Here is a 12,585-nt window from a genome sequence, read left to right on the forward strand (position 1 = left end):
GGAGAGGGGACTGTCCGGCGCGATGCGAAACCACGAAGCTCCCGGGCTCCCCGTAGGGCGCATAACGCCTACGGCGTTATCCGCCGAATCGCGGACAGAGTCCGCTCCTACGGTTCCAGGAAGCACGGACGTAGGGCCCTGCCCGCGATTCGCGCGCAGGGCGCGCTCCTACAGGTGGGACAGCGGTGGCGGCGTAGGAGCGGACTCCGTCCGCGATTGGCCTCCGGCCGCGCCAATCGTCTGGCATCGGTACCCGGGCCAGCGGCGGATAACCGCGAACGGTTATTCGCCCTACGAGTTTGCCGGCCGATGCTGCGTTATCCGTTCACACCGAACGGCCCCCTCTCCCTCCGGGAGAGGGCCGGGGTGAACCGCAGCGGATCCCTGGCGTGCTTCGCCTGGGACACGGAAAGCTCATCGGGCAGCGACACGTCGTTCTTGGCGGCGAGGACTTCCGCCATGACGCTGACCGCTATTTCGGGCGGCGTCTTGCTGCCGATGTAGATGCCGATCGGCCCGCGCAAGCGGCGCAGCGACGCCTCCGTCTCGCCGAAATGCTCGATCAGCCGCTCTCTCCGGCTCTGGCTGTTGCGCCGCGAGCCGATGGCGCCGATGTAGAAGGCCGGGCTCTGCAGGGCCTCCAGCAAGGCCAGGTCGTCGAGCCTGGGGTCGTGGCTGAGCGCGATGATGCAGGTGCGCAGGTCGGGCGAGAACGCCCTGACCACGTCATCGGGCATTCCCCTGGCCCGTTCCACCCCCTCCACGCTCCAGGCGTCCAGGTACTGGGCCCTGGGGTCGCAGATGGTGACCTTGAAGCCGTTGAACAGCGCCATGGTGGCGACATACTCGGCCAGGGCGCCCGCCCCGATCAGCAGCATGCGGTAGCCGGGCCCCAGGGTGTTGACCATGCGCCTGCCGTTGAAGAGGAACCGCTCCGGCGTCGAGGCGCCTTCGACGGTCACCTGCCCGCTATTCAGGTCCAGGATGCGCCGCGCCAGGCTGCCCGCGTCGAGCCGCGCGAGCAACCGCTCCAGCGACGACAGGGACGGCATGAACTCGAGCACCAGCTCCAGCGTGCCGCCGCAAGGCAAGCCGAAGCGATGGGCTTCATCGGCGCTGATGCCGTACTGCACGAGGGCCGGCAAGGCTTCCGGCAAGCCGTCGCCCCCATGGGCGGTGGTATGGCGATGGATCAGGTCGTCCTCGATGCAGCCGCCGGAAACGCTGCCGGCCACCCGGCCATCGTTGCGCAGCGCCATCATCGAGCCCACCGGCCGCGGCGACGAGCCCCAGGTGCGCGCCACGGTCACCAGCAGCACCCGTTCGCCGGCGGCGAGCCAGTCGCGGGCGGTACGCAGGACCAGCAGATCGATGCTTTCCATGGGGCCTCCGGGAGCTTTTCGCCGATGGGAAATGCCATATCTCATGAGCACGCGGGCCTGGCCGGACGGCGCGTTCCCGACCGGACGTCTGGGCCTCTGCATTTCGTGAGATTCATTTTCCCGGCGGGGCCGGCCGAAGCCGTAGATCATTCCGCCGGCTTTCTTGCCTGATCCTCCAGGGCTTCCTCCCGGCAGCTACTTCAGGTTGTCGCGGAAGAAGCGGCCCAGCTTGTCGAAGGGGATCAGCTCCACGCGGTCGTAGAGGTCGACGTGGCCCGCGCCGGGGACGATGTACAGCTCCTTGGGTTCGCCGGCCAGGCGGTAGGCCTCTTCGCTGAACTCCCGGGAGTGCGCCTCTGCCCCGGTGATGAACAGCATGGGGCGCGGCGAGAGAGTCTCGATGTCGTTGAACGGGTAGAAGTTCATGAACTTGGCGTTGCTGCTCAAGGTCGGGTGGGTGGTCAGCTCCGGCGAGGCGCCCGCCGGGGTGAACTCGCCGCGCGGGGTACGGTAGAAGTCGTAGAACTCGCGCTGGATGGCGGGCGTGTCGGGGCTGAGTTCGTGCACGGTCCCGCTGGTGTACAGCGTCTTGCCGCCGCTGAACTCCACGTAGCGCTGCTGCGCCGCCGCAGCTATCACCTGCTTGCGCTGCTCCAGCGTCTGCCCATGCCTGAGCCCGTTGCGGTTGGCCGCGCCCATGTCGTACATGCTGACGGTGGCGATCGCCTTCATGCGCGGGTCGATCTTCGCCGCGCTGATGACGAAGCTGCCGCTGCCGCAGATGCCCAGCGCGCCGATCCGCTCGCGGTCGACGAAGGGGCGGGTGCCCAGGAAGTCCACCGCGGCGCTGAAGTCCTCGGCGTACAGGTCGGGCAGCACGGCATTGCGTGGCTGGCCCTCGCTGCCGCCCCAGAAGGACAGGTCCAGGGACAGGGTCACGAAGCCCTGCTCGGCCAGCTTCTGCGCGTACAGGTTGGCGCTCTGCTCCTTCACCGCGCCCATGGGGTGGCCGACGACGATGGCGGGAGCCCTGGCGCCCTCCCCCAGGCCCTTGGGCAGGAAGAGGTTGCCCGCCACGTTCAACTGGTACTGGTTCCTGAAGACGACCGGCTGCACCGTCACCTTGTCGCTCTTGTAGAAGTTGTCTGCACCCTTGGACATATCGGCTCCCATGGCGATGAACGAAGCGAGCAGCAGCCCGAGCAACACGATGAGTCTTTTCACCGGACCCTCTCTTTCGATTGGCGGGCGGCGCGCGCCCCTGGTTGAAGAACCCCTCTGGCGAGGGGATGGGGGCATTCTCGCGCAAGCGCGAGCCATTGATTAGGTAATGAATGCTTAATGCGGTTATAAACTGGGCTAATCAGTTCAGAGGGGCGCGGCATGGCCAGGCACAACTTCAACGACCTCATGGCCTTCGTGGTGGTGGCCCGGGAAGGCAGCTTCACCCGGGCGGCGGCGCACCTGGGGGTGACCCAGTCCGCCGTCAGCCAGGTCGTCTCCGGGCTGGAGGCGCGGCTGGAGATCCGCCTGCTGACGCGCACCACCCGCAGCGTCTCGCTGACCGCCGCCGGCGAGCGCCTGCTGCAGGCGATCGGCCACCGCTTCGACGAAATCGAGTCCGAGCTGGACGCCCTGACCGAGCTGCGCGACAAGCCGGGCGGCACGGTGCGCATCACCTGTGGCGACCACGTCCTGAAGACGACGCTGCTGCCCAGGCTGATGCCGCTGCTGCGGGAATACCCCGACGTCCGCCTCGAGTTCGACATCAACTACGGTTTCCGCGACATAGTCGCCGACCGCTTCGACGCGGGCGTGCGCTTCGGCGAAACCCTCGACCGGGACATGATCGCCGTGCCCATCGGCCCTGACCTGCGCATGGCCGTGGTGGCGGCGCCGTCCTACTTCGCCGACAACCCCATCCCCAGGACACCCAGCGACCTGGTGGGGCACCGCTGCATCAACATCCGCTTTCCCACCTATGGCGGCGTGGATGCCTGGGAGTTCGAGCGGCGGGGCAAGAAGCTGAAGGTGCACGTGGATAGCCAGCTGGTGTTCAACACCACCGTGCACGTGGCCGACGCCGCGCTCGCCGGCGTGGGCATCGCCTACCTGCCGGAGGAGGAGTTCGCCCCCCACCTCGCCGAGGGGCGCCTGCAGCGGGTGCTGGAGGACTGGTGCCCGGCGTTCTCCGGCTACCACCTCTACTACCCGAGCCGGCGCCAGCCCTCCCCGGCCTTTTCCCTGGTGCTCGACGCGCTGCGGGTGGAGCGCCGGCAAAGGCGCTAGCGCGCTTGGAGGAGGGATCGAAGCATTGATTAGGTGGGCTTATAGCCGCTTTAAGCATTGATTAGCTAGTCATGGCCGCCCTTCTACGGGAGCATTCACCCACGAAAAAGTCACCCGCCGCCGGCGAAAGCCACACCCTTCATTGCCGGTGCGCCCGCAACCCCAGAAGAAGTCCATGAAAGCCCACACCCTCGATGCCCCCGCGGGCACCGCCACTACCCCGCAACAGACCCAGCCGGCCTACTGGAGCGGCGTCTTCGCCATGTCGCTGTGCGTCTTCGCGCTGATCGCCTCCGAGTTCATGCCCGTCAGCCTGCTCACGCCCATGGCCGCCGACCTGGGCGTCAGCGAAGGCATGGCCGGGCAAGGCGTCGCCATTTCCGGCGCCCTCGCGGTGCTGACCAGCCTGTCGATCCCCGCGCTGGCCGGCACCCTCAACCGCAAGACGCTGCTGCTGGCGCTGACCGGGGTGATGGCGCTGTCCGGCGCCGTGGTCGCGCTGGCGACGAACTACCTGGCCTACCTGCTCGGCCGTGCGCTCATCGGCGTGGTCATCGGCGGCTTCTGGTCGCTGTCGGCGGCCACCGCCATGCGCCTGGTGCCCGCCCGGCAGGTGCCGCGGGCGCTGGCCATCTTCAATGGCGGCAATGCCCTGGCCACCGTGATGGCGGCGCCCCTGGGCAGCTACCTGGGCGCGGTCATCGGCTGGCGCGGCGCCTTCTTCTGCCTGGTGCCGGTGGCGGCGCTGGCCCTCGCCTGGCAGTGGGCCAGCCTGCCGTCCATGCCAGCCGGGGAGCGCTCGCCGGGCGCCGGCAACCCCTTCAGGCTGCTGGGCAACCGCGCCGTGGCGCTGGGCATGGGCGCCTGCGGGGCCTTCTTCATGGGGCAGTTCGCCCTGTTCACCTACGTGCGGCCCTTCCTCGAAACGGTGACGCGGGTGGAGGTTTCCACGCTCTCGCTGATCCTGCTGGTCATCGGCGTGGCCGGCTTCATCGGCACCCTGCTGATCGGTACGCTGCTGAAGCGGAGCCTGTTCGGGCCGCTGATCGTCCTGCCGGCGCTGATGGCGGCGATCGCCCTGGCGCTGATCCCCTTCGGCGCCTGGGCCTTCGCCGTCGCGGCCTTGCTGGGCTTGTGGGGCCTGCTGGCCACCGCGGCCCCGGTCGGCTGGTGGAGCTGGATCGCCCGGGCCCTGCCCGGCAACGCCGAGGCCGGCGGCGGGCTGATGGTGGCGGTGATCCAGCTGTCCATCGCCCTGGGCTCCACCCTGGGCGGCCTGCTGTTCGATGGCAGCGGCTACCGCGCCACCTTCGTGGCGAGCGCGGCGGTGCTGCTGCTCGCCGCCCTGCTGGGCTGGCTCACCTCGCGCGCGCAAGCGCCCCGGGGCGCCTGAGCGCTGACCAGCACGCACGAGGCCGCGTCGGCCAGGGCCCGGATCAGGCGCCGAGGCTTCTCACCCAGCGCCGATAGCGCCAGCTGCGGACCTGGGTATCCAGCTGCTGCTCCAGCAGCGCCAGCGCCGGCGCGACATCCGGGTTGGCCAGCTTGCCGAGGCTCAGGCGGCGCAGCTGGTGCTTCACCATCGCCATGTAGCCGACCGAGGCCAGCACCTTGTTCTTCCAGGTGATGGGCCTGAGCACGGGCGCGTTGCCGAGCCCTGCCCGCCAGTCCCTGGGCAGGTTGGGGTCGATGGCCAGCGCGGTGCCCATGCCCACCATGTCGATGCCGCTGTCCAGCACCTGCTCCGCCACCGGTAGCCGGCGCACGCCGCCGGTGACCATGACCGGCATCCGCGCGACGGACGAGATGTCCTTGGCGAACTCCAGGAAATAGGCTTCCCGGGCCAGGGTGCGGCCGTCGCGGGCCTGGCCGTGCATGGCCGGCGCTTCGTAGCTGCCGCCGGACAGCTCGATCAGGTCCACCCCCAGGGGGTTGAGCAGCGCGATGACCTTCTTCGCGTCGTCCGTGCTGAACCCGCCGCGCTGGAAGTCGGCCGAGTTGAGCTTCACCGCCACGGCGAAGCTGGCGCCCACGGCCGCGCGGATTTCCCTGACCACGTCGAGCAGCAGCCGGGCGCGGTTCTCCAGCGAACCACCCCACTGGTCCGTGCGCTTGTTGGTGATCGGCGACAGGAACTGGCTGAGCAGGTAGCCGTGCGCGGCATGGACCTGCACGCCGGTGAAGCCGAAGCGTTCGGCGAGCACGGCCGTCCTGACGAAGCGTGCCTGGACTTCGGCGATGTCCTTCTCCGTCATCGCCCGTGGCGGGATGAACTGCCTGGAGAAGTTGCCCAGGTCCATGGGCACCTCCGAGGGGGCGATGGTGTCCTGCTTCAAGGCCGCGGGCATCTGGCGGCCCGGGTGGTTGATCTGCATCCACACCTGGGCACCCTGGGAGCGCGCGGCCTGCGCCCAGGCGCCGAAGCGCTCGCCGAAGCGCCCGGACTCCAGCACCACCCCGCCCGGCCCGGTCATGGCGCGGTGATCGACCATGACGTTGCCGGTGATCATCAGGCCCACCCCGCCCTCGGCCCAGGCGCGGTAGAGGCGGATCAGCGCCGCCGAGGGGGCATGGTCCCTGTCCGCCATGTTCTCTTCCATGGCGGCCTTGGCCAGGCGGTTGGGAATGACTGCCCCATTGGGCAGGGTCAACGCAGTGAAGGGGGTCATCACGGGCTCCAGGTTGGGCGACTGCGCTACCGTAACCTTGAAGTCAACTTCAAGGTCAAGAGGCTTTTCCACCGCCTCGATGGCCACCCCCTCCCCCACTCGTCGCCAGGGAAAAAGCCCCAGGTCCACCTCTTGACCTTGAAGTTCAGTTGAAGGTTAGGGTGCCTTCCGCAAGCTGCTGGACAGCGTGCCCCAAGCCCCATGCCCAACCCTGGAGACCCTCGACAGTGAAACTCGGAAGTGTTGCCGCAATAGCCGGACTTTTCGTCACAGCCTCTGCCTGGGCTGACGCCACAGCGACGAACAGCCAGCCGGAGACCACCCTCATCGACATCGCCGGCCATGAAGTCCCCGTGGTGAAGGGCGGGCTGTATGACCGCTACCGTTCCAACCCGCCCCTCTCGGTCATCGCCGCCGAGGCGCCGGATGTCGACCTGAGCTGGTTCAAGGGGCTTGCCAAGACGAAGGTGGACATAGGCTTCGAATCCTACTCGCCGAACTTCTACTACAGGAACAGCAGGGTCACCGCCGTCTATACGGCGGACCTGGCGAAGTTGAAGGAACTGATGCCGGCCAGGGTACTGGAACAGGTGCAGCCGCTGCAGGTCTGGCCGGGGCGGGGCCTGGTGGCCTTTACCGCTTATTCCTACCATTACTGCGACAACGACAGTTATAACGAAGTCGCGCTTTCCATCATCACCAACAAGCCCGGCAAGTCCAACCTCGGCCCCATCTCGCTGATCGGCCAGTCGCTGTCCAGGGACTATTGGGGCTATGTGCTCAAACTTCCGGTGAATACCGAGTTGGCAAGAGTCCGCGGCGTCGTGGGCTACAACCTGCCGAAGTGGCTCACCGGCATCGATGTCAGGGAAGACGAGCGCAGCGTGGCCTACGACATCGTCGATAGCCGGACCGGAAAAGTGGATGTCGTGTTCAAGGCCGACAAACTGGCCGACCTCTCGAAGGATGACGAGTGGGTCACCAACAGTTTCACCAATACCGACCCGAAGGGTGAACTGACCTATGGCTATGCGGTTTCGCGCCAGCTCAGCCATGCATCCAGCACCGATGGCGACTCGGCGCGGCTGATCCTCGGCGACGGGGAACTTTCCGCCTACATCAGGGCGTTGAAGCTCGGGAAGATGATGAAGTACGAATACGTTCCGCAGTTCCAGAGCGCGCTCTATGCGCCCAGGCCGCTGAACACCCTCGTCGGCAGGAACTGACGCCGCAGCGTCAGCTGCAGGCAGTCGAAGTCAGGCCCGCATGGCCTGACTTTTCTTTTCCGCCGCCACGTCCATTTCCTGGCGCAGGCGGTCCAGCACCCGCTGGGTGTTGTCGGCGCATTGCATCCCTTCGGGCTTGTTCTCGATGCTCTCGATGGCCACGAGCAACTGCGCCCTGCTCTGCGCCAGGCGCTTCTGCAGCACCTCGATCTCTCCCACCTTGCGCTTGAGCCCCTCCAGCAACTCGTCGTGCTTCCAGCCACTGGGGTTCAGCGGCAGCAGGTGGCGGATCTCCTCCAGCGAGAAGCCCGCACCCTGGGCGCCGGTGATGATCTCCAGGATCCACAGGGTATCCGGGGCGTAGTCGCGGTAGCCGTTGGCCTTGCGCTCGACCGAGTTGATCAGGCCGCTCGCCTCGTAGAAGCGAATGCGCGAAGGCGCCAGCCCACTGAGCTTCGCCAGTTCTCCAATTCTCATGCAGCACCCTCGGGGAAAGCGTTGACCTTGAAGCTTACTTCAATCCTGCAGTGACCGGATGGCCGGGCGATGAAACGGCCCGAGCCGTTCGTGCGCCGCGGGCATGGGCGCTCGAGCCTGGTCTGGGACGGCCACGACAGGGACCACTGGGTCCCGGCTTCCCGCACGGGATGCCGACCACCCAGGCCGACACCATCACTGCTCGCCTTCATACGTGGCTGGTCAGGCCGGGAGCCAGGCATTCGCCTGGCTCCCCTCCTCGATCCCCGACTCCGCTGGCGTGCGGCGGGCACGTCGGCGGCGCTCTCCCCCGCCTCCGGGGCGAAGGCGGCGACGTAGACCAGCGCCTTGACGTTGCCGCCGTAGGAGTGCCCGACCAGCACCACCGGCGTGTTCAGGCTGGCGAGGATGTTGGCGACGTAGGCGCCGTCGCTGGCGACGCCGTGCAGCGGGTTGGCGGCGGCCACCACGCTGTAGCCGTCGTGTCCGAGAATGCGCGTCACGCCGTTCCAGCTGGAGGCGTCGGCGAAGGCGCCGTGGACCAGCACCACGGTGGGTTGGCGGCGGCGGACGCGCCAGCGGCCATGAGCAGGCCGGCGGCGCAGGCCAGGGCACCGAGGGTTCTTTCCATCGGGGTTCTCCTTGCAGGGGAATGAGGCCGGGGCGCGCGGCCCCGGCCGGTGGTGGGAATCGGCGCTAGGGCGCAATGAATCAGGCTGTCTTCCCGGGCTTTCTCGAGCCTGATCGCGATGAACTTGGAAGTCGGCGTGAAGGTGCGCTCGCCATAGCTTTCCAGCGGTACCAGCGGATTGGTTTCCGGGTAATAGGCCGCCGCCTGCCCCGCCGGCAGGTCGTAGGCCACCAGCTGGAAGCCGCTGACGCGACGCTCGATGCCGTCTTCCCACAGCGATACCAGGTCGACCTTGTCGCCCGGGGCGAAGCCCAGGCGGCGGATGTCCCGCTCGTTGGCGAAGACCACCTCGCGCAGGCCGAACACCCCGCGGTAGCGGTCGTCCAGGCCGTACAGGGTGGTGTTGTACTGGTCGTGGGAACGCAGCGTCTGGAGGATCAGGTCGGGCCGCTCGCCGCGCGCCAGCACCGCCTGGTTGACCAGCTCCTGCGGCAGTTCGCTGGGGGTGAAGCGGGCCTTGCCGCTGGTGGTCTTCCAGACCCGCTCGGCCGCGTCGTTGCCCAGGTGGAAGCCGCCGGGGTGCCGCAGCCGGGCGTTGAAGTCGGCGAAGCCGGGGATGACGTCGGCGATCAGGTCGCGGATGTGCCCGTAGTCGGCGATGGCCCAGTCCCAGTCGATCGGCTGGTTGCCCAGGGTGGCCTTGGCGATGCCGGCGATGATCGCCGGCTCCGAGCGCAGGTGCGGCGAGCGCGGCTTCAGCTGGCCGTGGGAGATGTGCACCATGCTGAAGGTGTCTTCCACGGTGACACCCTGGGGCCCGTCGGCCTGCAGGTCGACCTCGGTGCGGCCCAGGCACGGCAGGATCAGCGCGTCGCGGCCGGTGACCAGGTGCGAACGGTTGAGCTTGGTGGCGATGTGCACGGTCAGCTCGCAGTTGCGCAGCGCGGCGTGGGTGCGCGGGGTGTCCGGGGTGGCCTGGGCGAAGTTGCCGCCCAGGGCCAGGAACACCTTGGCGCGCCTGGCTTCCATGGCCTGGATGGCCAGCACGGCGTTGTCGCCGTGGCCACGCGGCACCTTGAACTTGAAGCGTTTCTCCAGGGCGTCCAGCAGCCAGGTCGGCGGTTTCTCGTCGATGCCCATGGTGCGGTCGCCCTGCACGTTGCTGTGGCCGCGCACCGGCGACAGGCCGGCGCCGGGCTTGCCGACGTTGCCGCGCAGCAGCTGCAGGTTGACCACCTCCTGGATGGTCGGCACCGAGTGGCGGTGCTGCGTCAGGCCCATGGCCCAGCACATGATCACCCGCTCGGCGCGGCGGTACATGCGCGCCGCCAGCTCCAGCTCGGCCATGCTCAGGCCGGACTGGCCGACGATGTGCTCCCAGGGGGTGGCGTCCACCGCCGCCAGGTAGGCGTCCAGGCCGCTGGTGTGCTCGCGGATGAAGGCATGGTCGAACACCGGCGGCTCGCCGTTGGCCTGGGCCTCGCGTTCCCACTGCAGGAGGAACTTGGCCATGCCGCGGAACATCGCCATGTCGCCGCCCAGGGCCGGGCGGAAGTAGGCGGTGTTGGTCGGCTCCGAGCCGTTGCTCAGCATCTCCAGGGGGTGCTGCGGGTGCTGGAAGCGCTCCAGGCCGCGCTCCTTCAGCGGGTTGATGCAGATCACCTGGGCGCCGCGGTGCACGGCCTCGCGCAGCGGTTCGAGCATGCGCGGGTGGTTGGTGCCGGGGTTCTGGCCGATGACGAAGATGGCGTCGGCCTTCTCCAGGTCGTCGAAGACCACGGTGCCCTTGCCCACCCCGAGGGTTTCCGCCATGCCCAGGCCGCTGGCCTCGTGGCACATGTTCGAGCAGTCGGGGAAGTTGTTGGTGCCGAAGGCGCGGACGAACAGCTGGTAGAGGAAGGCCGCCTCGTTGCTGGCCCGGCCGGAGGTGTAGAACTCCGCCTCGTCCGGCGACTTCAGCGCCTTCAGGTGCCGGGCGACCAGGGCGAAGGCCTCCTCCCAGGTGGTCTCCACGTAGTGGTCGGTGGCCGCGTCGTAGCGCATGGGGTGGGTGAGCCGGCCCTGGTATTCGAGCCAGTAGTCGCTCTGCCCGGCCAGCGCGCTGACGCTGTACTTGGCGAAGAAGTCGGGGTCGACGGAGCGCCCGGTGGACTCCCAGTTGACCGCCTTGGCGCCGTTCTCGCAGAACTTCACCAGGCCGTTCTCGGGGGACTCGCCCCAGGCGCAACCGGGGCAGTCGAAGCCGCTGTTCTGGTTGGTCTTGAGCATCGCCCGCAGGTTCTTGACGGCGTTCTCGCTGCCCAGCCAACTCTTGGTCACGCTCTTGAGCGCGCCCCAGCCGGCGGCCGGCGCGGTATAGCTCCTTATGTGTTCGTCTTGGCTCATTCAGGCATTCCTCGATTACACGCAGAGAATGAAAGTTCTCAGGCAGAAAAAGGCGACACTACGGGCGTACCGATATCGAACTCCGGACGAGCAACTACTGCGGGCGAAACTTCTTCTTCGCCGCGAATTGAAGTTGCATTCGGGTTCATCTTCCAAAGCCGTGGCCTGGAAACCGGAGAGACATTGGCTCGCCTTGTGATCTCAGGCTATTGAGAATCAGACATTGCGTCCAATCGAAATAAATTACGCCCCGATCAGAACCGTCTATCAGCCCTCCCGCTCCCGATCCAGAGCGTTTTCCAGGATAATTGAGCCACTTGATAGAGCGTTCTTATCAACCGGTAATCAAAAGCAATTTGACGCTCCAATAGTGGCTGGCTAGCCTCATTCCGAAGATCGCCAGGTTATTGATTGAAACATCAATGCATGCGTGCAAAGAGCAACGAGCGATCAACTCGAGAGGCAACTCTGAATTGAACAACACCACTGGCGAACTCATCGACGGTTTCAATCGCAAGATCGATTACTTGCGCATGTCGGTGACCGACCGCTGCGACTTCCGCTGCGTGTACTGCATGGCCGAGAACATGCAGTTCCTGCCCCGCCAGCGCATCCTCAGCCTCGACGAGCTGTACCGCGTGGCGGAGCGCTTCGTCGCCCTGGGCACGCGCAAGATCCGCCTCACCGGCGGCGAGCCCCTGGTGCGCCAGGGCATCGTCGAGCTGTGCGCGCGCATCGCCGCCCTCCCCGGCCTGCGCGAGCTGTGCATGACCAGCAACGGCTCGCAGCTGCAGCGCCTGGCGCAACCGCTGCACGACGCCGGCCTCGCGCGGCTGAACATCAGCCTCGACAGCCTGGATGCGCAGCGCTTCAAGGCGCTCACCCGCACCGGCGACCTCGACCAGGTGATCGCCGGCATCGACGCCGCGCGCCGCGCGGGCTTTCGCCACACCAAGCTCAACTGCGTGGTGCTCAAGGGCCGCAACGACCACGAAGTGGTCGACCTGGTGCGCTTCGCCATCGACCGCCAGCTGGACATTTCCTTCATCAAGGAAATGCCCCTGGGCGTCATCAGCGAGCACCAGCGTGGCGAGTCCTACTGCTCCAGCGACGAGGTGCGCGAACGCATCGGCGAGAAGTTCAGCCTCATCGAATCCGCCGAATCCACCCAGGGCCCGTCCCGCTACTGCCGCCTGGCCGAGGCGCCGGACATCCGCATCGGCTTCATCTCGCCGCACAGCCACAACTTCTGCGGCACTTGCAACCGCGTGCGCCTGACCGTCGAGGGCCGCCTGCTGCTGTGCCTGGGCAACGAACATTCGGCCGACCTCAAGCAGGTGCTGCGCGCCCACCCCGGCGACGCCGAGCGGCTGGACCGGGCGATCCGCCAGGCCATGCGCCTGAAGCCCCAGCGCCACCACTTCGAGGTCGGCGGCGAGGTGCAGATCCTCCGCTTCATGAACGTGACCGGCGGCTAGCCGCCCGTAGCCCTGAAGCCGTTTTCAAACCCCATGCAATACGTCGTT

The 12,585-nt window shown here is 67.3% G+C and carries 8 protein-coding genes and 2 pseudogenes; 4 read left to right on the top strand and 6 right to left on the bottom strand.

Annotated features, from left to right (window positions below; all coding sequences use genetic code 11):
- Positions 1–317: 317 nt before the first annotated feature.
- Both CHC02_RS19840 and CHC02_RS19845 read right to left on the bottom strand, forming a co-directional pair.
- Complete coding sequence (locus tag CHC02_RS19840; protein ID WP_089393152.1) at positions 318–1,382, bottom strand: XdhC family protein; 1,065 nt, start codon at positions 1,380–1,382, stop codon at positions 318–320.
- Between the two features lie 195 nt (positions 1,383–1,577).
- Positions 1,578–2,555, bottom strand: coding sequence for an alpha/beta hydrolase (locus CHC02_RS19845; RefSeq protein WP_425262376.1), 978 nt, complete (start codon positions 2,553–2,555; stop codon positions 1,578–1,580).
- Positions 2,556–2,765: 210 nt separating this feature from the next.
- Between CHC02_RS19845 and CHC02_RS19850 the strand changes: the two genes are divergently transcribed.
- Positions 2,766–3,671, top strand: a complete 906-nt coding sequence (locus CHC02_RS19850; protein ID WP_089393154.1) for a LysR family transcriptional regulator — start codon at positions 2,766–2,768, stop codon at positions 3,669–3,671.
- A 175-nt stretch (positions 3,672–3,846) separates the two neighbouring features.
- Positions 3,847–5,064 carry an MFS transporter gene (locus CHC02_RS19855; RefSeq protein ID WP_089393155.1) on the top strand — a complete coding sequence of 406 codons (1,218 nt, stop codon included), beginning with the start codon at positions 3,847–3,849 and terminating at the stop codon, positions 5,062–5,064.
- Positions 5,065–5,107: 43 nt separating this feature from the next.
- Here CHC02_RS19855 and CHC02_RS19860 read toward each other — a convergent pair whose 3' ends face one another.
- Positions 5,108–6,340 (bottom strand): NADH:flavin oxidoreductase/NADH oxidase family protein, encoded by a 1,233-nt coding sequence (locus CHC02_RS19860; protein ID WP_089393156.1) that lies wholly within the window; start codon positions 6,338–6,340, stop codon positions 5,108–5,110.
- A gap of 251 nt (positions 6,341–6,591) precedes the next feature.
- Between CHC02_RS19860 and CHC02_RS19865 the strand changes: the two genes are divergently transcribed.
- Positions 6,592–7,566 (top strand): acetoacetate decarboxylase (ADC), encoded by a 975-nt coding sequence (locus CHC02_RS19865; protein ID WP_425262375.1) that lies wholly within the window; start codon positions 6,592–6,594, stop codon positions 7,564–7,566.
- Between the two features lie 30 nt (positions 7,567–7,596).
- On the opposite strand, the gene CHC02_RS19870 is transcribed toward CHC02_RS19865, so the two are convergent.
- The 3 genes and pseudogenes from CHC02_RS19870 to CHC02_RS19880 form a co-directional block, all read right to left on the bottom strand.
- A complete protein-coding gene (locus tag CHC02_RS19870) occupies positions 7,597–8,043 on the bottom strand; it encodes a MerR family transcriptional regulator (RefSeq protein WP_089393157.1) in 447 nt (148 codons plus the stop codon).
- Between the two features lie 296 nt (positions 8,044–8,339).
- Positions 8,340–8,674: pseudogene (locus CHC02_RS19875) on the bottom strand (alpha/beta fold hydrolase); the annotation flags it as partial.
- 78 nt (positions 8,675–8,752) lie between these two features.
- Positions 8,753–11,059 (bottom strand): annotated as a pseudogene (locus CHC02_RS19880) (FdhF/YdeP family oxidoreductase); the annotation flags it as partial.
- 473 nt (positions 11,060–11,532) lie between these two features.
- Here CHC02_RS19880 and moaA point away from each other — a divergent pair.
- The gene (moaA, locus tag CHC02_RS19885; protein WP_089393158.1) at positions 11,533–12,537 is read left to right on the top strand and encodes a GTP 3',8-cyclase MoaA; all 1,005 of its coding nucleotides are present in this window, start codon (positions 11,533–11,535) and stop codon (positions 12,535–12,537) included.
- Positions 12,538–12,585: the final 48 nt, after the last annotated feature.

This window comes from Pseudomonas delhiensis (assembly GCF_900187975.1).
GTDB lineage: Bacteria > Pseudomonadota > Gammaproteobacteria > Pseudomonadales > Pseudomonadaceae > Pseudomonas > Pseudomonas delhiensis.

Excerpts from the sequence above, each read along its gene's own strand:
- CHC02_RS19845 (WP_425262376.1), bottom strand. The coding sequence starts at position 2,555 with ATGGGAGCCGATATGTCCAAGGGTGCAGACAACTTCTACAAGAGCGAC.
- CHC02_RS19870 (WP_089393157.1), bottom strand. The coding sequence starts at position 8,043 with ATGAGAATTGGAGAACTGGCGAAGCTCAGTGGGCTGGCGCCTTCGCGC.
- CHC02_RS19840 (WP_089393152.1), bottom strand. The coding sequence starts at position 1,382 with ATGGAAAGCATCGATCTGCTGGTCCTGCGTACCGCCCGCGACTGGCTC.
- CHC02_RS19850 (WP_089393154.1), top strand. The coding sequence starts at position 2,766 with ATGGCCAGGCACAACTTCAACGACCTCATGGCCTTCGTGGTGGTGGCC.
- CHC02_RS19860 (WP_089393156.1), bottom strand. The coding sequence starts at position 6,340 with ATGACCCCCTTCACTGCGTTGACCCTGCCCAATGGGGCAGTCATTCCC.
- CHC02_RS19855 (WP_089393155.1), top strand. The coding sequence starts at position 3,847 with ATGAAAGCCCACACCCTCGATGCCCCCGCGGGCACCGCCACTACCCCG.